The sequence below is a fragment of the Massilia sp. NBRC 108631 genome (genome assembly GCF_059704565.1).
The window spans coordinates 16,481-35,933 of sequence record NZ_BAAKJE010000010.1; the positions used below are offsets into that span (position 1 = coordinate 16,481).

At 62.7% G+C, this 19,453-nt stretch carries 19 protein-coding genes and 1 pseudogene; 7 read left to right on the plus strand and 13 right to left on the minus strand.

Features of this window, described 5'->3' with window-relative positions:
* Positions 1-68 precede the first annotated feature (68 nt).
* Genes AC6H42_RS00730 through AC6H42_RS00775 form a run of 10 tightly spaced genes read right to left on the minus strand, consistent with a single transcriptional unit; the run spans position 69 to position 8,819 of the window.
* Positions 69-827 carry a hypothetical protein gene (locus tag AC6H42_RS00730; RefSeq protein WP_497547150.1) on the minus strand — a complete coding sequence of 253 codons (759 nt, stop codon included), beginning with the start codon at positions 825-827 and terminating at the stop codon, positions 69-71.
* Positions 808-2,454, minus strand: a complete 1,647-nt coding sequence (locus AC6H42_RS00735) for a GspE/PulE family protein (RefSeq protein WP_497547151.1) — start codon at positions 2,452-2,454, stop codon at positions 808-810. Before AC6H42_RS00735 ends, AC6H42_RS00730 begins: the two co-directional genes overlap by 20 nt.
* A 12-nt stretch (positions 2,455-2,466) precedes the next feature.
* Positions 2,467-3,603 (minus strand): type II secretion system F family protein, encoded by a 1,137-nt coding sequence (locus AC6H42_RS00740; protein WP_497547152.1) that lies wholly within the window; start codon positions 3,601-3,603, stop codon positions 2,467-2,469.
* 57 nt (positions 3,604-3,660) lie between these two features.
* Entirely contained in the window at positions 3,661-4,074 is a 414-nt protein-coding gene (gene gspG / locus AC6H42_RS00745) for a type II secretion system major pseudopilin GspG (protein WP_497547153.1), read from the minus strand.
* A 17-nt stretch (positions 4,075-4,091) separates the two neighbouring features.
* Positions 4,092-4,580, minus strand: coding sequence for a type II secretion system protein (locus tag AC6H42_RS00750; protein WP_497547154.1), 489 nt, complete (start codon positions 4,578-4,580; stop codon positions 4,092-4,094).
* 13 nt (positions 4,581-4,593) lie between these two features.
* On the minus strand, positions 4,594-4,971 hold the full coding sequence (locus AC6H42_RS00755) for a type II secretion system protein (RefSeq protein WP_497547155.1): 378 nt from the start codon (positions 4,969-4,971) through the stop codon (positions 4,594-4,596).
* Entirely contained in the window at positions 4,965-5,456 is a 492-nt protein-coding gene (locus AC6H42_RS00760) for a type II secretion system protein (RefSeq protein WP_497547156.1), read from the minus strand. The genes AC6H42_RS00755 and AC6H42_RS00760 overlap by 7 nt, the downstream gene beginning before the upstream one ends.
* The gene (locus AC6H42_RS00765) at positions 5,453-7,762 is read right to left on the minus strand and encodes a secretin GspD/PilQ domain-containing protein (RefSeq protein WP_497547157.1); all 2,310 of its coding nucleotides are present in this window, start codon (positions 7,760-7,762) and stop codon (positions 5,453-5,455) included. The genes AC6H42_RS00760 and AC6H42_RS00765 overlap by 4 nt, the downstream gene beginning before the upstream one ends.
* 3 nt (positions 7,763-7,765) lie before the next feature.
* Positions 7,766-8,284: a hypothetical protein gene (locus AC6H42_RS00770; RefSeq protein ID WP_497547158.1), complete on the minus strand. Its 519-nt coding sequence runs from the start codon at positions 8,282-8,284 to the stop codon at positions 7,766-7,768.
* Positions 8,277-8,819 (minus strand): hypothetical protein, encoded by a 543-nt coding sequence (locus AC6H42_RS00775; RefSeq protein WP_497547159.1) that lies wholly within the window; start codon positions 8,817-8,819, stop codon positions 8,277-8,279. The genes AC6H42_RS00770 and AC6H42_RS00775 overlap by 8 nt, the downstream gene beginning before the upstream one ends.
* Positions 8,820-9,046: 227 nt before the next feature.
* On the opposite strand from AC6H42_RS00775, the pseudogene AC6H42_RS00780 reads away from it, so the two are divergent.
* A pseudogene (locus AC6H42_RS00780) lies at positions 9,047-9,676 on the plus strand (IS256 family transposase); the annotation flags it as partial.
* Between the two features lie 232 nt (positions 9,677-9,908).
* Here AC6H42_RS00780 and AC6H42_RS00785 read toward each other — a convergent pair.
* Both AC6H42_RS00785 and AC6H42_RS00790 read right to left on the minus strand, forming a co-directional pair.
* Complete coding sequence (locus AC6H42_RS00785) at positions 9,909-10,082, minus strand: DUF3606 domain-containing protein (protein WP_497547160.1); 174 nt, start codon at positions 10,080-10,082, stop codon at positions 9,909-9,911.
* Between the two features lie 110 nt (positions 10,083-10,192).
* Positions 10,193-10,858 (minus strand): SOS response-associated peptidase, encoded by a 666-nt coding sequence (locus AC6H42_RS00790; RefSeq protein WP_497547161.1) that lies wholly within the window; start codon positions 10,856-10,858, stop codon positions 10,193-10,195.
* A 161-nt stretch (positions 10,859-11,019) separates the two neighbouring features.
* Here AC6H42_RS00790 and imuA point away from each other — a divergent pair, with 161 nt between their 5' ends.
* The 5 genes from imuA to AC6H42_RS00815 all read left to right on the plus strand — a co-directional run bounded on the left by imuA (position 11,020) and on the right by AC6H42_RS00815 (position 17,714).
* Positions 11,020-11,766, plus strand: coding sequence for a translesion DNA synthesis-associated protein ImuA (imuA, locus tag AC6H42_RS00795; protein ID WP_497547162.1), 747 nt, complete (start codon positions 11,020-11,022; stop codon positions 11,764-11,766).
* A complete protein-coding gene (locus tag AC6H42_RS00800; protein WP_497547163.1) occupies positions 11,699-13,168 on the plus strand; it encodes a Y-family DNA polymerase in 1,470 nt (489 codons plus the stop codon). The genes imuA and AC6H42_RS00800 overlap by 68 nt, the downstream gene beginning before the upstream one ends.
* Before the next feature lie 2 nt (positions 13,169-13,170).
* Positions 13,171-16,317 (plus strand): error-prone DNA polymerase, encoded by a 3,147-nt coding sequence (locus AC6H42_RS00805; RefSeq protein WP_497547164.1) that lies wholly within the window; start codon positions 13,171-13,173, stop codon positions 16,315-16,317.
* Between the two features lie 81 nt (positions 16,318-16,398).
* Positions 16,399-17,223, plus strand: a complete 825-nt coding sequence (locus AC6H42_RS00810; protein ID WP_497547165.1) for a hypothetical protein — start codon at positions 16,399-16,401, stop codon at positions 17,221-17,223.
* 233 nt (positions 17,224-17,456) lie between these two features.
* Complete coding sequence (locus AC6H42_RS00815) at positions 17,457-17,714, plus strand: hypothetical protein (protein WP_497547166.1); 258 nt, start codon at positions 17,457-17,459, stop codon at positions 17,712-17,714.
* A 196-nt stretch (positions 17,715-17,910) separates the two neighbouring features.
* On the opposite strand, the gene AC6H42_RS00820 is transcribed toward AC6H42_RS00815, so the two are convergent.
* The gene (locus tag AC6H42_RS00820; RefSeq protein WP_497547167.1) at positions 17,911-18,123 is read right to left on the minus strand and encodes a hypothetical protein; all 213 of its coding nucleotides are present in this window, start codon (positions 18,121-18,123) and stop codon (positions 17,911-17,913) included.
* A 340-nt stretch (positions 18,124-18,463) separates the two neighbouring features.
* On the opposite strand from AC6H42_RS00820, the gene AC6H42_RS00825 reads away from it, so the two are divergent.
* Positions 18,464-19,450, plus strand: a complete 987-nt coding sequence (locus AC6H42_RS00825; protein ID WP_497547168.1) for a DNA/RNA non-specific endonuclease — start codon at positions 18,464-18,466, stop codon at positions 19,448-19,450.
* The last annotated feature ends 3 nt before the right edge of the window (positions 19,451-19,453 follow it).

Consider the following 19,453-nt stretch of genomic DNA (forward strand, 5'->3'; position numbering starts at 1 on the left):
GTTGGGAATACGGCGCTGACACAGGCCTGCCCCAGCGGGACGAAAAATTGATATCGACATGTTCATTGTTAACACCAAACCAGGCGCGGCAGGACTTGCTGTGCCACACCCGGAAAACATAGTTCCACCGCCGCCGACAGCGGCTCAAGCTCATCTGGATTCCATTCGTCCAGTTGATCCGGCACGCCGTGCGTCGCGGCGATTCGTTTTAGCAGCCTGTGCAGCGAGGTAATTTCGCTATTCGCGACCGGCTGGACGTCCACTCCACTCAGACGCCGGCCCTCATACACCAGTGCCATCTGCCGGCTGCGCTCACGCAGCAGCACTATCCGACGCCCTGACCCGGCTCCGGCGCCATGCCAATAGGCGGAAGCGGAAACCGGCAGGACTCTTTCGAGCTTCAAGCCACGCGCGTCCAGCACAGCCAACAGCTCTCGCATCCATGCTTCAGGTAACGCCCATGCCAAGCCCAGTCCGCCAAAATGGCGGAAGCCTGCATGCATCACCCAGCCGTCCCCAGCCTGAATTCCCCGCTGCTGGTAACACGCCAAGGCGTAGCCACGCTGTTCCTGCTCCGTTCTGAGCAAGTCCTGCCATGGAAGGGGTATGACGGCGGCCAGGCTGTCGGAAACCAACAGCTGCAAGCGGATGCGGCGCCGAAAGCGCTGCGGCTGCTCATCCAGCATCGATGCCAGCGCTGCCAGCAACTGCGGCGGCGTGGCATGCGTGTCCGTGAGCTGGCTAGCCAGTTCGGCGCCGCCACGCCGAATCCAGCAGCTGCCCGGAAACAGACCGACGGATACAGACTCAGGCGACAAAAGTGACACGGTTCACCTCCTGCAAAGTCGTATGGCCGTCCTTCACGAGTTGCAGCGCCACGTCGCGCAGGAAACGCGTGCCTTCGCGACGCGCCTGCTCCTTCAGGGCCCGGATAGAGGCGCGCGCGATGATCATCTCGCGAATCTCGTCGGTCAAGCGCAGCACCTCGGCCACGGCTCGTCGGCCCTTGTAGCCGGTATTGCGGCACTGCGGACAGCCGCGGCCAGCGTGGAAGCGGTAGTTCTCGGGATCGACAATGCCCGACTCGGCAAGCAACACGGCATCTACTTCGGCCGGTGCGTTGCAATGCGGGCAGTTTTGCCGCAGCAGGCGCTGCGCCACTACACCGGTGAGCGACGACACGAAGTTGTACGGGTCCACACCCATATGCATGAAGCGGCCGATCACGTCGAAAGTGTTGTTGGCGTGCACCGATGTGAACACCATGTGGCCGGTCAGGGCTGACTGCACCGCGATCTGCGCGGTTTCCGGGTCGCGGATCTCGCCTACCAGAATCTTGTCCGGGTCGTGCCGCAAGATGGACCGCAGGCCAACCGCGAAGGTGAGCCCCTTCTTTTCGTTAACCGGAATTTGCAGCACGCCCGGCAGCTGGTATTCCACAGGATCTTCAATGGTGATGAACTTGTCTTCGCCATGATTGATCTCGGTCAGCGCCGCGTACAGGGTGGTGGTTTTGCCGCTGCCGGTGGGGCCGGTCACCAACATCATGCCGTAGGGCTCTGCGGCCAGGCGGCGCAGCAGGTGCACGGTCTGGCTGTCGAAGCCCAGCGTGTCCAGGGTCAGGCGCTGCACACTGTCGATCAACGCCTTCTTGTCGAGCACGCGCAGCACGGCATCCTCGCCGTGGATGCTGGGCATGATGGAAACGCGGATGTCGATGTCGCGGCCCTTGCTGGCAACACGGAAGCGGCCATCTTGCGGAATACGCTTTTCGCCGATGTCCAGCTCCGCCAGCACCTTGATGCGCGCGATAGCCTGTTCGGCGAGTGCCGGATTGTTAACCGCCGCAATATGGTTGAGCACGCCGTCGATACGAAACTTGATTACCAGGCCCTGCGGCAGGGACTCCAGATGGATATCGCTCGCTTCCAGGCGCAGCGCATCGAATACGGTGGAATTGATCAGGCGTACCGCCGGGCTGGATTCGCCCTGGATGGAACTTAGCGTCAGGTCCGCGCTGCCATCGCGCTCGATTTCGCTGATCTCGTCACCGCGTACCGCATCGGCCACGGCACTGAAGCTGGACTCGTACGACTCCAGCTTGTCCTTGATGGCAACCGGGTCGCCGATGTACAGGTCCGCCAGCGGCAGGCGGGCCAGCCAGACGCCGGATGCGCTGTCCAGCGGCAATCCAAGCACGGCCACCAGCGCACCCTGCGCGTCCTGTCCAACGATCAGCAGGCGTTCCAGCATGTCGCCATAGCTGGCACGCGCAAAGTCCGGTTCCATGGCGGCGACGGCATCATTGCCGTACGCGCTGTAGGCGAGCTCGCCGGCGGCTTGTTCAAGAGCGGCGTCCCGCGGCAAGTCGAGCTTTGTGGCCAGCAAGTCCAGCCATTGGCTGGCCGGCTGGGCCTGGCGGCGGACTTCATCGAGTAACTGGAGTGTCGGCATGGCTGGTCTCGTTCAGGCGATATTGGCCAGATCAAAAATCGGGCTGTACAGCATCAGGACGATGGCGCCCACCACCAGGCCTATGCCCAGCATCAGGGCGGGTTCGATTACGCGTCCTGCCATGTCGATCCAGATGCCGGTTTCCTGGTCATAAAAATCGGCAATGCGTTCCATCATCTCGTCGAGGTTGCCGGAGGACTCCCCCGCAACCAGAAGCCGCTCCGCCACTTCCGTACTCAGTCCGTTCGCGCTTAGCGCCATGGACATGGCTTTGCCTTCGCTTACGGCACGCGCCGCACCGGCGAAACTGGCTTGCATAGCCAGCGGCAGCGACGCCTGCGTCATGCGCATCGCGGATAGCACGCTGACGCCGCTGTGCAGCAGCATGCCGAGCGTCCGGTACAGGCGGGCCAACTGCAGGATGCGCATTCTTTCTCCCACCCAGCTCGACGCCAGCAGCTTGCGGTGCAGCCACGCACGCACGGCCGAATGCAGCACCAGCGTCGCGACGGCAGCGCACACGGAGGCCATCGCCGACCAGGCCAGCACCGTGTTGTCGCGCACAAAGCCGCCCCATAATTGAACGAAGCCGCCGCGCGCCTGGTTGGGGCCGGCGTCGTCGTACACGGCACTGAAGCTGGGTAGCACATACAACATCAGGAAGGCAATTACCAGGAAACCCACGCCCAGCAGGATGGCCGGGTAAGTGGCGGCCGCGGTCAGCTTGCCGCGTATCTCGTCCACCTGGCGCTGGTACTGCATAAAGCGGCGGATTGCAGCGCGGGCGGTACCGGTGGTTTCGCTGGACTTCACCATGGCCACGTACAACAACGGGAATACGGAAGGCAGCGATGCCATCGCGTCGGACAACTGGTTGCCCTGCTGGAGGCTTTGCAGCAAAGTCGCATACACGGCGCGGTGCCGCTCGCGCTTGTCGTTCTTGCCGAGTATTTCGATCGCGTCAACCACCGTCTGCCCCGCTTCCAGCAGCGAATGCAACTGCTGGTTGAACACCGGCAGGTTGAACGGGCGGCCACCCGCGGAACGGTTCCACCCCGCGCGCAGGGGCTGCAAGTCCAGCAGGCTGGAGTCGGAAGACGCAACGATACGGCGTGCCTCGTCCTCGCCCGCCGCGTCAATCTCCATCATCTGAACCAGTTGAGTGCCCGTAAGCACCTTTGCGCGAAACCGCATTGCCGTCTATCCTCAGTTCCAGCTATTGATGTCCGCGTCTTCGCCGCTGCCACCCTGCTGGCCATCCCCGCCATAGGAGACGATCTCGAATTCCCGTCCGTCCGATCCCGGCATCTTGTAGACGTAGGCTTTACCCCACGGATCGGTAGGTATGCCCTTTTTCAGGTAGGCGCCCCGCCACTGCGCTTCATTGGCCGGCTGGACGAACAGCGCGAACAGGCCAGCCTGCGTGGACGGGTAGTGGCCGGTGTCGATGCGGTACTGGTCGAGGGCCTTGTCGAACGATTCGATCTGGGCCTTGGCGATTTGCGCCTTGGACTTGCCAACCTGGCCAAAATACTTCGGCGCCACGAAAGCCGACAGCAGTCCGATGATGACGATCACCACCAGCAATTCCAGCAGCGTGAAGCCGTCTTGGCGCGGCATCTTTCTTGGCATGTCTATTAGCACTTCTCTACTCCTTTGGTGGGATCCGCCCGGTACATGAAGTGCCAGTCGCTATAACTTTTTGCCTTGCTAAAATCCGTCAGTTCAACGGGAAAGCCTGCCCGCTTGAGCGGCTGCCGGGCAGACAGCGAATACACGCCGACGATCTGCTTGGTGGTGCCGCCCTGCAGGCAAATCAGGCCCCAGTCCTTGCTGCCGGTGATCGGGTCCCTATACAACCTGCGCAGCGGTCGTTGGTCACGCGACCAGCGGGTATCCCGCAACAGTTCCTTCAGGTCGGAGGGATAAATCCTCGCCGAACCAAGCGCATTTTCGTAGTAATACTGAATACCGTTTCGGTAGGCCATCCCGGTTGCCAGCAGATCCGCTTCCTTCTCGCGCCGCTCAGCAGTCAGCGTATTCTGCAACGCGCGCGCCGCCGCCAGCGACAACACCGCCACCAGAAACATCACGATCACGTAGCTAAATCCCCGCTCATTGCCCATGCTTTTCCAGTGCCTACCATTCAACGAACGGAACGCCATTGCGTCCTTTGTTCGGGGCGCCGCTGCGCACGTTCGCGACCTCGCCCAGCGTGGCGTCTTCCGGCGGCACCAGGATCCAGCTTTGAGCGCTGCTGGTAATCGGGTCCACGGGAATGCCACGCAGGTACTTCTCTTTTACCAGCTCGGCCAGCGTGGCCGGATAGACGTTTCGGTCTGCATAGAACTTGTCGATCGCATCGCGCAGGATGAACAGATCCTCGCGCAGGACGTCTTCCCGCGCGCGGTCGATATTGCTGAAATAGCGGGGTGCCGCCAGCGTCAGGATCAGGCCGACAATGGCAAGTGCCACCAGCAGTTCGATCATCGTGAATCCGCGAGTCCGCACTACCACTCCCTGTACGGCACGCCGTTCAAGCCGACTTGCTTCGATGTTGAGTAGACGTCGAACACATCGTCGCCCTCCACCGGCTTGTCCTCGTCTGACGCGTAGCTGCGCAGTCCCCAACTCTTGATCGCCGGGACACTGCTGTCCGTATTGAACGGGTCGCGTGGAATGCGCCGAATAAAATACATCTTGCGATGCGCTGGGTCCTGCTCGTCCACCACGCCGCTGGCCAGGTCGGCCAGGCTGGCGGGATAGCCGCTTTTGGCTTGGTCCAGCGTGATGCGCTTGCTGGCCGTAGCCTGCTTGTAAGCATCCAGCGCCTGCCGAATGTCGCGCAGCGCAAGGCGCAGTGCCTGCTCCTTCTGCCGCCTCATGGTGGTTTCGACGAACGGAACGGCAACGCTGGCCAGCAGGCCTATGATCGCGGCGGCCGCCAGCAGTTCGATCAGGCTGAATCCTGCGGCCGGCGCGCTCGCGCTCCGCAGCGTCACGGGGTCACCGTCACTCGGTGCACCAGCGGCAACGCGGGGCGGCTGACGGCGCGCTGGGCGCCAATCGGCATCATGCTGATCAGGCTGATCTCTCCGTCCTGCACGCCGGTCAGTGCTTTCAGCGCCACGCTCAACACGCGGCCCTGGCCCTTGTTGCCGGAGCTGTCACCAGCGCTGGCACCTACCGAAGCACGGCCACCCGGCTGGTCCACGGTCTTGCTGAAGCTTCCTTTGCTGTCCTTGCCGAAGTAGCCGCCATCTTGTATCGACACCACTTCGAACTCGGCCGGGTTGAACGCCAATTGCAGCGACGCCGCCCGCAGTGCTTCCAGGCTGGTCATGGCCAGGTTCAGCGTGAAGATTTCACCCTTCGCTATCTTGGCCGGCCCCTCCCACATCAGCAGCGGCGAATCCGGCGCGGCGGCTGCTGGAGGACGGGGGGCTTTTTCCGGCCCGGACCTGCCAGGCGCGACGGCAGGCGCGTTGCCTTGCTGGCCACCGGCGCCGGCTGGCCGTAGCCGCAGTGGCTTGCTGTTCAGGTTGGATTCGGTGCCGGACCAGAATGCCTCAGCGGCCGCATCCTTGCGCTGGATGTTGCGCACCAGGCGCGGCGTGATGGACAGCACGATTTCCGTTTTTTGGCGTTGGTCATTCTGGCTGCCGAACAGGCGGCCCAGCACGGGCAGGTCTCCCACCAGCGGAATACGGCTGGCGGAAGACCTGTCCTCGTCGTTGATCAGACCGCCCAGGATCTGCGTTTCGCCATCCTTCAGGCGCAGCGCGCTGCTGAAGTTGCGGGTGCCGATCTGATAGGCCTGCGAGCCGTTCGAGGTCTTGATGGCAGACACCAGGGAGCTTACTTCCAGGCTGAGCTTGAGCCCGATCTCGTCGCGCAAATGAATGTCCGGCTCGACTTCCAGCTTGAGCCCAACGTCAAGATATTGAATGTTCTCCGATACAAAGTTGCCGTTGCTGGTGGTGGTAACCACAGGCACCTTGTCACCGATCAGGATCTTCGCCTTCTCGCGGTCGCGCACGCGGATGCGCGGGTTCGCCAGCAGATTGGTGTCGCCATCGGTCTTGGTGAGGTTGATGGTGGCGCTCGGCACAGTGATGCCGATACCCGTCGAGGTGAGCGCTTTCAGGTCGCTGAGCTTCATCACCGCGCCACTTGAACCGGCCCCGGTGCCTCCTCCGCCCGTGTTGCTGTTTCCGTTACTCAGCGGCGCAACCGTGAACTGGCTGGTCCACTGTACCCCAAGGTTCAGCAAGCGCGAGCGGTTTATCTCCAGCACCTCCACCTCCAGCATGACCTCTGGTTCCTCCAGGTCGTGCAGGGCCACAAGCTTGCCTGCCAGCGCGATAGTTTCCGGATTCTCGCGCAACACGAGCATGTTGTACTTGTCGTCGACGAAAATGTCCTTCAGCTTCAGCACCGTGCGCAGCATGTTGGCGCTTTGCTTCGCTTCCACATTGGTTAGATAAAACGCCTTGACCACGAGGTCCTGGTATTCCTTGTTCTTGGTGGCAGTGTTCGGGTAAATGAGCACGCTGGTGGCGTTGAGGATTTTCTTGTCCAGCTGGGAAGTCGACAGGATGACGTCGATCGCGTCGTCCAGCGTGGTCTGCTTCAGCGACAGCGTCGTGCGCTGCTCCGTCTTGACGTCCCGGTCGAAGATGAAGTTGATGCCGGTGGTCCGGGACAGCGCATCGAAGACGAATTTCAAGCTGGAGTCACGGAACTCCAAGTTGATGGGCTTCTTGTAGACCGCGCTCAGACTGGGCGATGCCATCACGTCCTCAGCCTGCAAGGCGTCTATATCGCGGCGGACTGCGCGCGCCTCGGCATTGTCCGGCTGCACCTTCATCACGCGCGCGGCAAGGTCTGCCGCCAGGGCCAACTCGCCGCGCTTGAACGCGTCACGTGCTTTGACGGCGTCGGTGGCGGCCCGCGCCATTTCGGCCATCGATTCCAGGCCGGCCAGCGCTCTGGCGTTCTCCCTGTCGAACTTGAGTATGGAGCGGTAGTGCGCTTCCGCCTCAGCACTTTTGCCTTCAATTCGCGCCGTGGCGGCGGCGGCCAGCAGCTTGTCCGTTGCGGCCTCCCGCGCGCGCAACCAATCGCGGCGATAAGCCATATCACGGGGCTCCTGCTCCGTTGCCTGCGACAGTTCGTGGACGGCCAGCACGTAGTCCTGACGCTCAAGGGCCTTGATGCCCGAGCGATGATGCATGGCCGCGCCGCAGCCTGCCAGCGTCAAGCTTGCAAGCAGGCATAGCGGAAAGTAGACCTTGCGGCAAAGCATGGGTCAGTGCTCCTGTACAGGGATGGAAAGAGCCTGCTTCTGCCCAGTCGGCAGATGCTCGAACTCGATTTGGCTGGCATTGATGCCGACGATCTTGTAGTTATTCTCCAGAACGTCACCATTCCGGGCTATCAATGCCGTCTCGCCACGTGCCAGGTAGATCACCTGGTCATCGCCATCATTCATGCGGCCGGCGAACTTGAAAGGGAGCGCCGGAGGCCCTTGCGGCAACTCGATCGCAACCACTTCCCGCGTTGGCGCACCCGGCTTGACGGGCTCTGGCGCCGGCGCTGGCGGCAACCAATTCCGGGGCGCAAACGGATCGCCTGCGGCGTCTTCATCATCAACTTGCATAGCGACAGCAGAGGACGCCACAACGCTAATCAGCGGCTGCTGCTGAAATTCAGGCGTTGGCGCAGACTGATACGCTTGGGTATCGTCAGGCATCAAAAAGGATGCATACAGCGCACCCAGCAGAGCTGACGCCAGTATTGCCTTGCGCAGGAACGCCGGGTTAGCCACGCTTACCCCGCTGATAGAACGCCGAAAAGGCCAGCTCGCAAGCCAAAGGAACGGTCGCTGTATCGGCTCGCGTGCAGCTGATTGAATCCATAGAAACATTTGGCAATGCAGCTATAAGCTGCATGCCGAAATTCCGGATAGCCGTGTATTCCGCAGATAATTTAAGCGTTATGCGATATCGGAGATATGGAGAGGCTTCGCTGCTATCGAGCGAATATCCAACATCCACGGCCGGAACGCGTGTTTCCACCGCCACTTCATTGAGGGCTTGGACCAATTCAACGCTGTCGAAAACCGGAAGCTGGTGCGCGGGTTTTAAGGCCTGCCTATTATCTGTAGTGGACAGTTTTGCGTCGAAAGCCGCTTTGCGCATGCTTTGCAATTCTCGTTGAGCGTCAACAAGAAGCTGGCGCTGCTGAAAATAGAATCCAGCCGACAAAATCGCACCAACGGCACTAACAATTACCAGCAGGAACGACGTTCGCTGCGTATTATATAAACGCCCCCCATAGAAGCGAAGGTACGGCAAAACCATAGATGCATCCCTCGCCCGAATGAGTAAGAAAAGACGGACGAAATCCGCAACGAGCGAAATTATATATCAAAAACGAAACTAGTGATGATTTTTTGCAACTTTCAAAAATGAACCCTGTGTATTCCACGCCGGGCAAATACTCACGCAATGTCACAATGGCCTCTGCAAAAATCGAGGCTTGAACTGATATTTCATACTTGCCGTTGGTCGATAGGCTGTAAATGCCTATGGCCACGACGGCCTTGTCCAAGAGCCAGGTTTCACGGCTATGCGAGGAAATCGACGAGCGCGTGCAGGCCTTCCTGAAGCGGCCCATTGAAGGCAACTGGCCTTATCTATGGATCGACGTCATTTATGACAAATCACGTCAGGCCGGCCGCGTGGTGTCGGTGGCATTAATAATCGCCGTGGCCGTCAATACCGACGGCGTGCGTGAAATTTTGGGCACGGCGACTGGCCCATCTGACGCTGAACCGTTCTGGGCCGATTTTCTGCGAGGACTGACCCGGCGCGGCCTGCGCGGCGTCATGCTGGTCATTGCCGGCTACCACGAAGGACTCACGGCGGCCGCCAGCAATGTCTCAAGACTACTTGGCAGCGCTGCCGCATCCACTTCATCCGCAACGCTTTTGCCCATACAGGCAAATGCCACCGCCAGGCGGTGCTCGCCATGATCGACCAGCTTCGTGCAGGAAAACACCTAAAGCAGCCAGCTGCCAGTGGCGTACCGTGGGCGACCAGTTGGGCCCCAGGCCCCCAACCTAACCGCCATGATGGACGATGCCGACCATGATGTGCCGACCTTTATGGATTTCCCGAAGGCGCATCGAACAGAGATCCACAGCAACAATATAATTGGCGTTTTACCCAATGAGCAAGCCGTCATCCGCCAGTCGACATCCTGATGTTCAGAAAAGATACGCGTGGTCGCCGCAGCGCCGATACCGGCAGCTCGAAGGATTGCGCTCCTTGAGCGAGAGTCAATCTGCACGGCTCTCCCCCGTGATTAACTGATCGGGGTCCAAGCCCCTCAAGGATCAACTCTTATACACCACGCTCGGGGACACCATCCGTCGGCGGCAAGCGACGCTATGCGGCAGTCGGCCGCCACCAGCTACTTTTCAGGTACTCCCGCACGGCTGCTGCGATGCGGCCCACCTGCGCCACAGCGCGCACCAGCTCGTCCTTGGTGACGCCGAAACCCTCGTCCCAGTAGGCGACCTCGTGCCGCTCCTCCAGGCTGATCAGATTGCGATCCTGCACGCCGCGATTTTTCAGTTCGTCCGACATATGGGCTGCCGGGTTTTCGATGCCTCCAACATATCGGAGCCAGCCCGGCCATCTCGGTGCTGTGTCTCAGCAAACGGCCAGGCTCAGAACAACCCGAGTTGATTGATCTCGGGCACCGACTTTGGCGCTGGCGTCGCGCTCATCAGTTCAGCCGGGTACAGGGTCAGGAACGCGCGCGCCTGCGCCGGATCCTTGCACTGCAGCCAGTCATCGTATCGGGCAGCTGGTACCACCACCAGCGACCGTTTCTCGTCCCCCCACTTGTGGAACTGCCCCATTAGCGCGTGAAGGTCGGCATTGACCGTCAACTGGGTGAACGAGAAGCTGAGCTGCGCGTCGGCTTCCTCCCACGCCCGCCATAGCCCGGCCACAGCGAACGGCGCGCCGTCGGCCATGCCGATGCCCCAGCGGGAAGACACCGTTCGCGCTTCGTACTTCGGTTCGAAGAATCGCTCCAGCGGCACCAGGCAGAGCTGGCCGGCACGCCAGGCATCGGAGAACGCATATTTTTCGCCGACCGTTTCGGCGCGGGCGTTGACCGTGTTGCGTTTGGCTGCGGGCGTCTCGTAGCAGCGCTGCGGGATGATGCCGTAGTTGGCCAGCAGCGCGCGCCGCATGCCGCTCCGGGTGCCGACGATGATCGGCGCGGGATAGTCCTGCCACGTCTCGTCGGGCCAGTCCGCCTCCGGCGAACGCACCTTGAAATGCTCCAATCCCTGCCGCTTAACCGGCACATAGTTCACGCACATTCCGCCTCTCCCGCGCACAAAGGACCCAGTATAAATCGACGCCCATACTACGCCAAGCCGGGGGAATCAAGGGCAATAATTGCCGTGCGACATAAAAATCCTGCTGCAATCGGCACCTGTTTCCCTTATACTGTACAAACATACAGTAGTTAAGAAAACCCATGTTATCCGCCTCCGTTCCCCACAATCCGCTACCGCTCACCGGCATAGACCCGGCCACGCTGCCCGACGTATGGCGCGGCAGCGAGCTGGCGCGTTCACGGGCGCATGTCGGCGCCAGCGGCCATGCAAGCCTGGACCTGGAACTGCCGGGCGGCGGCTGGCCGCGCTCGACCTTGGTGGAATTGCTGCTCCAGCAGCCCGGCATCGGCGAACTGCAGCTGCTCAAACCGATGCTGGCGCGGCTGGCGAAGAACCAGCGCATTGCGCTGGTACAGCCGCCCTACATCCCGCACGCCACCGCCGCCAGGACATGGGGCATCGACCCGGCGCGCCTGCTGTGGGTCCGGGCGAACTTCACCGCCGACGCGCTGTGGTCGACGGAACAGATACTGAAGAACGGCAGCTGCGGCGCGGTGCTGCTGTGGCAAACCAATGTCCGCAGCGAATCGCTGCGCCGGCTGAACCTGGCGGCGCAAACGGCGGAGACCTGGTTCTGGCTGCTGCGGCCCATGGCGTGCGCCAGCGAGCCGTCTCCGGCCGCCCTGCGGCTCGGGCTGCGGCCGTGCCACGGCGGTGTGGTCGTCGAGATGCTCAAGCGCCGCGGGCCCGCCAGCGACGCGCCCCTGTTCCTCCCTCTGGACGATATGCCAGACCGCCGCCACCTTCACGAGTTCGACCATGCACCTCTTGTTCAGCCTGTACCTGCCGTTGCTGCCGCTCGAAGCGCTACGCCCCTGCTGGTCTGAACCGGGTCCGTATGTCGTCATGCATGATGGGCAGGCGCACGTGGTGTCGGCCATGGCGGCCGGCCTGGGCGTGCGCACCGGAATGCGCAGCGGCGGCATCGTGTCGGTGGCGCCCGGCGCGGTGCTGCTGGAGCGCGACGACGTCAAAGAACGGGCGGCCATGCAGGCCATCACGATGGCGCTTTTCCGCTTTACACCGGACATCATGGTCGAATCCGACTTCGGCATCCTGCTCGACGTGGGCGCCAGCATGAAGCTGTTCGGCGGCGCCGCGCAGCTCTCGAGGGCCATCCGCAGCTGCCTGGCCGCGATGGGTTTCACGGCCACGCTGGGCGCCGCGCCGACGGCCGCCGGCGCCTGGCTGCTGGCGCGCCGGCGGCGCGACAAGCACCTGGCACTGACCCGCCGCCACCTGCGCATGGAGCACCTCGCGCGCGTGCTCAACGGCCTGCCGTGCACGCTCCTGCCCGCCGCGCAACCTTACGCCGAATGGCTGACCGGCGTGGGGGCGAAGGACCTCGGCGCCTTGCGCCGCCTGCCGCGCGCGGGCCTGGTGCGAAGGACCAGCACGCAGCTGGCGGACGCGCTGGACAGGGCCTATGGCGACCGTCCCGAACTGTTCCGCTGGATCAGCATCCCGGCCACCTTCTCCGCGCACATCGAAACCCACGAACGGGTCGAACACGCCGACGCCTTGCTGGACGGCGCGACCGGTCTGATCCTGCAGATGACCGGCTGGCTGACGGCGATGCAACTGGCCGTATCAGTCTTTGTGCTGCTGCTCGAACACGAGCGGGGACGCGCGGCAGTGCCGCCCACACCGCTGGAAATCGCGCTCGCGGAGCCCGCGTGGAAGGCCGATCACCTGCTGCGGCTGCTGCGCGAACGCCTGGCCAAGCTGGAACTGGCCGGGCCCGTCATCGGCCTGCGGCTGCAGACGTTGTCGCTGGCCCCAATGGAGCCGCCGAACGCATCGCTGTTCCCGGAACCGGGCGGCTCTCCCGCCGACATGCTGCGGCTGATGGAGCTGCTCACCGCCCGCCTCGGTCCCGAAAACGTCCTGGTCCCCATCCCCTGCGCCGACCACCGGCCGGAGGTCTGCAACGCATGGGGACCCGCCACCGACAAGTTCCGGAAAGTCAGCGACGAGTATGAAGACCTGGCGCGCCCCTTCTGGCTGCTGTCCAAGCCCGTCAAGCTGCTGCTGCGCAACGAGCGGCCCTTCTACGGCAGCCCGCTGGTCCTGATCCGCGGACCGGAGCGCATCGAGGCCGGCTGGTGGAACGACCAGACCGCCGCGCGCGACTACTATATCGCCCAGGGCGCCGACGCCAGCTGTTTCTGGATCTACCGCGAACGCAGCGGCGAGATGCAGTGGTACCTGCACGGCCTGTTCGCGTGACCATGAACCGGCCCGTCTCTCCCCTCCCCGACTACGCTGAACTGCAGTGCGTGTCGCACTATACGTTTCTGCGCGGCGCCTCGTCTCCCGAGGAGCTGGTGGAGCGCGCCCAGGCGCTCGGCTACCGGGCCCTGGCCATCGCCGACGAATGCACGCTTGCCGGCGCCGTCAAAGCCCACGTGGCGGCGAAGGAGCGCGGCATACCCCTCTTGATCGGCAGCCAGATGGTGGTGACACCCGAGGATGACCAACCGCCGTTCAGTCTGCTTGTGCTGGCGATGACCAGGGATGGCTATGGCAACCTGAGCGAATTGATCACCGTCGCCCGCCGGCGCGCCGACAAGGGCGCGTACCTGGTCCGTCCCGGCGACATCGCCGCACCGCCGCCAGAGCTGGCCGAACTACGCGGCATGCCTGGTTGCCAGCTGATCCTGCTGCCCAGGTACGGCGATGCCGCGGACGACATCGCCAGGTCGGCCGCCTGGCTGCTGCGGGTCGCGCCTGGACGCGCCAGGATTGCCCTGACCCTGCACCACCGCTCGAAGGACGAGCAGCACCGCCGGACGGTGCTGGCGGTGGCCGAGGCATACGGACTGCCGGTGGTGGCAACCGGCGACGTGTGCATGCACGTGCGCTCATGCAAACCGGTGCAGGACACCATGACCGCGATTCGCCACGGCATCCCGGTGGCGAAATGCGGCTTCCGCCTGGCCTCCAACGCGGAGCAGCATCTGCGCTCGCGGGTCAGGCTGGGCAACCTCTACCCGCGCGCCGCGCTGGACGAGACGGTGAGATTGGCAAACCAGTGCCGCTTCTCGCTGGACGAGCTGCGCTACGAATACCCCCACGAACTGGTGCCGGAGGGAGAGACCGCCACCACCTATTTGCGCCAGCAGGCCTACCTCGGCGCCTACTGGCGCTACCCGAACGGGGTGCCCGGCAATGTGCAGGATCTGCTGGAGCGCGAGCTCGCGCTGATTGCGGAGATGGCCTACGAGAGCTACTTCCTCACCGTCTACGACATCGTGCGCTTCGCGCGGGCCAACAAGATCCTGTGCCAGGGGCGCGGGTCCGCGGCCAATTCGGCGGTGTGCTTCTGCCTCGGCGTGACCGAGGTGGATCCAGCGCGCGGAACGCTGCTGTTCGAGCGCTTCATCTCCAAGGAGCGCAACGAGCCGCCCGACATCGACATCGACTTCGAGCACCAGCGGCGGGAGGAAGTCATCCAGTACATCTACCGCAAGTACGGACGGACCCGCGCGGCCCTGACCGCCGTGGTCATTAGCTACCGACCAAAGAGCGTGATTCGCGACGTCGGGACCGCGCTCGGCATCGACCTGTCCATCGTGGACAAGGTGGCCAAGGCCGGGCACAGCTGGGGTGCGACCAGCGAGCTGCAACAGCGCATGAGCAGCTGCGGCCTCGATCCGGGTTCGGCGCTGGCCGAAAAATGGGCATGGCTGACCGAGCGCTTGATGCGCTTTCCCCGCCACATGAGCCAGCATCCGGGCGGCTTCGTCATCTCCCATTCAAAACTGTCCCGTCTGGTTCCGGTGGAAAACGCGTCCATGGACGACCGGACCATCGTCCAATGGGACAAGGACGACCTGGACGCCGTGGGACTGCTCAAGATCGACATCCTGGCGCTGGGCATGCTCAGCTGCATCCGCCGCGCGCTCTCTCTCGTGTCCGACTGGCGCGGCATGCCGTTCGAGCTGGGCGACGTGCCGCACGAGGACGCCGCCACTTATGACATGATCTGCCAGGCCGACACGGTGGGCGTGTTCCAGATCGAGAGCCGGGCGCAGATGTCGATGCTGCCGCGCCTGAAGCCGCGCAGGTTTTACGACCTGGTGATCGAAGTGGCCATCATCCGCCCCGGGCCGATCCAGGGCGGCATGATCCATCCCTATCTGCGCCGGCGCGAGGGCAAAGACCCCGTGACGTACCCCAGCCCGGAGATGGAGGCGGTGCTGTCGCGCACGCTCGGCATCCCGATTTTCCAGGAACAGGTCATGCAGATCGCGATGGTCGCCGCCGGCTTCACGGCCGGCGAGGCGGACCGGTTGCGGCGGGCCATGGCGGCCTGGAAGCGCAAAGGGGGCCTGGAGCAGTTCGAGGAAAAGCTGATGACGGGCATGGCCGAACGCGGCTATACCGCCGAGTTCGCCATCGGCATCGTCGGGCAGATCAGGGGCTTTGCCGAGTATGGTTTCCCGGAGTCGCACGCGGCCAGCTTCGCCCTGCTCGCCTACGCGTCGAGCTGGCTCAAATGCCACGAGCCGGAAGCTTTTCTGGCCGCCCTCCTCAACAGCTTGCCCATGGGGTTCTACAGCGCTTCGCAGCTGGTGCAGGATGCGCGCCGTCACCACGTGGAAGTCCGCCCGGTGGATGTGACCATCAGCGGCTGGGAGGCCAGTCTTGAGCCGTCGGACAGCGGGCGGCCGGCGGTGCGCCTCGGGCTCAATCTTGTGCGCGGATTGAAACGGGACGCCGGCTGGCGGGTCGAAGAGGCGCGGCTGATCGTCCCCTTCGCCAGCGTCAGCGACCTGGCGCTGCGCGCGCAGCTCGACGCGCAGGATTTAAAATTGCTGGCCAGCGCCAGCGCGTTGGCGTCGCTGTCCGGCAACCGGCGCGAAGCCATGTGGGTTGCGGCGGGAAGCGCGCCGTCCAAGGGCCTGCTGCGCGAAGCCGTCATCGAGGAGGTAGCCCTGTCGCTGCCGGCCCCCTCGGACGCAGAGGAGGTGCTGGCCGACTACCGGCACCTCGGCCTGACCCTCGGCAAGCATCCATTGACGTTCCTGAGAAAAAGGCTGCACGCGATGCGCTTCATGCCCGCCGAAGTGCTGAACCACTACGACAACAGGCGCCTCGCGCGCGGCTGCGGCATCGTCACGGTGCGCCAGCGCCCGGAAACGGCGAAGGGCACCGTTTTTATTACGCTGGAGGACGAAACCGGCAACGTGAACGTCATCGTGTGGCCGGGGCTGGTTGACGCCCAGCGGCGGGAAGTGATGGGCGCGACGCTGCTCGGCGTGTACGGCCAGTGGCAGACGGCGAACAATGTGCGCCACCTTGTGGCGAACCGGCTGGTGGACTTGTCCCACCTGCTCGGCGAACTCGATACGCGCAGCCGGAATTTCCATTGACCGGGGCCAGCGCATCGGAACCGGGCCGTAGCGGGCAACCGGCCTATACTAAAAAATGCAACCTTAGCTAAAAATTACAACATGCCAATACCAATTATCGACCCCGGCTGGGCGGACAGCCAGGCCACGAAGCCTCAACTGCAGGTGCTGGAAGTGCGCAGCCGAACCAATCCCTCCGTTGCACCGATCTGCCACATTGTCGTGCAACGCGTGGAACAGTACGAGCGGGATCCCCGCGACGGATTGGTGCACAAGGCCGCCATTGAATTGCACTACCGGCTGGCGTTGCCGAAGTATGAGAGAACCGATCAGCGCACCGGAGATTTCACCGCCAGCTACCGCCGGCACTTCGACGGCACCCAGAGCGTCTCCCTCACGTCAACGACGGATATGCCGGGCGCGGTTTTCCTCGACCTGCCGGGGTACGAGGGCAATCGTATCGGCACCTATCTGATGAACGAAATCGTCAATTGGGCGCGGCAGTGGCCGGAGGCGATTGTCAATAGCGTGGAACTGGCCAGCCATCAGGGGACGGCAACGAACAAGCTGCGCCGAAATCGCTTTTATGAACAGTTCGGACTGGTGTTCGATTACAGCGACGCCGAGCAGCGCGGCGGCGTGTCGCGCCCCATGCCCGGCGCGCACCTGCGCTGCGTCGACTCCTGGCGGGCCAACATCCGCGAGCACCATGTTCTCGACCTTCTCGCCGCCACGCTGGACGAGAACAAGCGCCATTCCGGGACAATCAGCCATCAGGCGCGCTACATCGAGCAGATGCACCAATTGAAAAACGCAGCGGAGAAGCGCCCAATCCGATGGCTCGTGCAAGTCGTCTGGGAACGCAACCGTGAAAAAATCGTGCTGGCCACATTCGCTATCGGAATAGCGGTCCTGGCCCACTGGTGAACTCGCGATGAAACTTCCGGCGTCAACCCGGAGACAAATGCGCAGGGCACCAGGTGGCCGAGCCAACCCGGGAATTGGCCTGCGGACTTGAAAGGACGACGCCTTGCCACTCGGCTATGCCCGCGTTGAAATCTAACTTCGCGGAAAGTTTAATTGTTGCCTCGTAGCGTGCTGCAGCTCAGCGGCATTCCGCATAAGCTCTTCCACATGTTAAATGCGCAGCGAGGCCGTGAATGCTGAACCTGACCGACGAGCGGCGCCGCGAGTTGCTCAACCGAGGCGCCTTGACGGTGGACGCGGACGGCGACGAGATTCTCGTTGGACTTACGCTCGCGGAGACCCATGTCTATCTCCTGTTCGAAGAGAACCCATTGCGAGTCCACACGAGCGGTGAGCTGTCGATGTTCTACCAACTAAAGCACAAACATCTCTGCGCCCGCGGTGCCGAGATCATGAGCCGGACCGCTGCCTTGTTTGACCAACACAGGTAGGCTGCGGCCGCGGCAGGCGGTTTCTAAGCGGCTCTGCGCGGGCCGCAGAGGGCCGCCGAGGGCCGCATTCGATGCGCGTCATCAGGCACGTGGGCAGCGACGGTTCTGGAAGCTGATACGCGTCCACCGGACTGCGCTACGCTACGCCCAGGTCGCTCACTACTGTCGATGACCGACGTCAAGTCCATCTCGATCATCACACCAACACAGCCCCAAACGCCTGAATGCCGCCGTCAAAAGGTGAACCGAGGTCATCGGCATCTTCCCCAATGACCGTGCCATCATCCGCGTGGTCGACGTCCTGATACCGGAACAAAACGACGAATGGTTGCAGCAGCGGCGATACATGTAGTTGGAAGGACTCCAATCCTTGAGCGAAAATCCAATCTGCAAGGATCACCGTCGTCACTAGCTGATCAGGTACCCATCTCCTCAGGAATCACTCTGGTACACCGCGCTGTAGGCCACCATCACGTCCTCGCAAGCCCGTAGGCAGAGCAGACTTCCGGGCCGACCTTTTCCCCCAACGGCGGATTCAGATGGCGAATACATACCGGCCCCGGAGCCGTAGTGGCGCCCGTACGCGCACCGCCTGAAGCGGATCGACTGCAAAACCTGCGTATAGGCTAGCAACAATCAAGTTTCCAAAAAGTCATTTCAAAATGAAAATATTTAGATTGACAGTTTACCAACTTTGCCGGATATTTCTCTTGCTTCTACCGATCAATTTTTCACTTCACGGAGTGTTCATGAGTACGATCCAGCTGCAAGTGCCCCTCACGATTACGGTATCCCTCGGCGGCAACGCCGCCATCAGCACTGCGGCCCACCTGCCCGCCGGTGCCGGCCCGGCGCCAGCAGTAACCGGCCTCGAACGGGTTGAGATCGACCCTGACTACGCAAGCCGCAAGGGCTACCAGGTGGACTTCCTAGGCGTGCCCGTGGACCACCCCGTCCTGAGCGAAGACCAGCGACGCAACGCTGCCAAGAACGCCCAGGCCCAACCAGGCCAGGATGCAGCCGTCTTGCCCTACCACCACTTTTCCATCGTGATCAACCGCCGCCGGCAACTAGCCTACTATACGGCCGTCAATATTGACGGTGCCCAGGCGAAGCAGCCCAAGCGCGACCGCGACACCTGGTATTTCGATCCTCGCATCGCCCAATCGGAACAGATCGGCGAAGATTTGTATGCCCGCAATGCGCTCGACCGTGGCCATCTGGTGCGGCGACTCGATCCCGCTTGGGGCTCGGATGCCCTGAAGGCCAACAACGACACCTTCCACTTCACCAACTGCTCGCCACAACACGCCGACTTCAACCAGAACGACGAAACTTGGCAGGGTATCGAGAACTACCTGCTGGGAATGGCCACGGGCACCAACCGCCTGCTGACAATTTTCACCGGACCCGTGCTGACAGACGAGGACCCGCTGTATCGCGGTGTGCGCCTGCCGCGGCACTTCTGGAAGATTGCCGCCTACGTGACCGACCAGCACCAACTGACCGTATCGGCCTATCTGCTGGGTCAGGAAGATTTACTGGGCGGTCTCGAAAGTTTCAATCCGGCTACCTGGCAAGTCAGCGTCCAGGAAATTATCGACCGTACCGGGCTCGATTTCTCGCATCTGATCCCGTCGGAAGTGGCGGTCGAATCTCACCCCGGCCTGGAAGCAACCTTACAGGGGCCAGGCCGGCGCCGCCTGGAATCGGTTAGCGACATCATCGCCCTCTAACGT

What these genes read in the sequence shown, in the direction of transcription:
- AC6H42_RS00735 (WP_497547151.1), bottom strand. Translation starts at nt 2,454, where the DNA reads ATGCCGACACTCCAGTTACTCGATGAAGTCCGCCGCCAGGCCCAGCCG.
- AC6H42_RS00740 (WP_497547152.1), bottom strand. Translation starts at nt 3,603, where the DNA reads ATGATGGAGATTGACGCGGCGGGCGAGGACGAGGCACGCCGTATCGTT.
- gspG (WP_497547153.1), bottom strand. Translation starts at nt 4,074, where the DNA reads ATGCCGCGCCAAGACGGCTTCACGCTGCTGGAATTGCTGGTGGTGATC.
- AC6H42_RS00750 (WP_497547154.1), bottom strand. Translation starts at nt 4,580, where the DNA reads ATGGGCAATGAGCGGGGATTTAGCTACGTGATCGTGATGTTTCTGGTG.
- AC6H42_RS00765 (WP_497547157.1), bottom strand. Translation starts at nt 7,762, where the DNA reads ATGCTTTGCCGCAAGGTCTACTTTCCGCTATGCCTGCTTGCAAGCTTG.
- AC6H42_RS00775 (WP_497547159.1), bottom strand. Translation starts at nt 8,819, where the DNA reads ATGGTTTTGCCGTACCTTCGCTTCTATGGGGGGCGTTTATATAATACG.
- AC6H42_RS00790 (WP_497547161.1), bottom strand. Translation starts at nt 10,858, where the DNA reads ATGTGCGTGAACTATGTGCCGGTTAAGCGGCAGGGATTGGAGCATTTC.
- imuA (WP_497547162.1), top strand. Translation starts at nt 11,020, where the DNA reads ATGTTATCCGCCTCCGTTCCCCACAATCCGCTACCGCTCACCGGCATA.
- AC6H42_RS00800 (WP_497547163.1), top strand. Translation starts at nt 11,699, where the DNA reads ATGCACCTCTTGTTCAGCCTGTACCTGCCGTTGCTGCCGCTCGAAGCG.
- AC6H42_RS00805 (WP_497547164.1), top strand. Translation starts at nt 13,171, where the DNA reads ATGAACCGGCCCGTCTCTCCCCTCCCCGACTACGCTGAACTGCAGTGC.
- AC6H42_RS00810 (WP_497547165.1), top strand. Translation starts at nt 16,399, where the DNA reads ATGCCAATACCAATTATCGACCCCGGCTGGGCGGACAGCCAGGCCACG.
- AC6H42_RS00815 (WP_497547166.1), top strand. Translation starts at nt 17,457, where the DNA reads ATGCTGAACCTGACCGACGAGCGGCGCCGCGAGTTGCTCAACCGAGGC.
- AC6H42_RS00825 (WP_497547168.1), top strand. Translation starts at nt 18,464, where the DNA reads ATGAGTACGATCCAGCTGCAAGTGCCCCTCACGATTACGGTATCCCTC.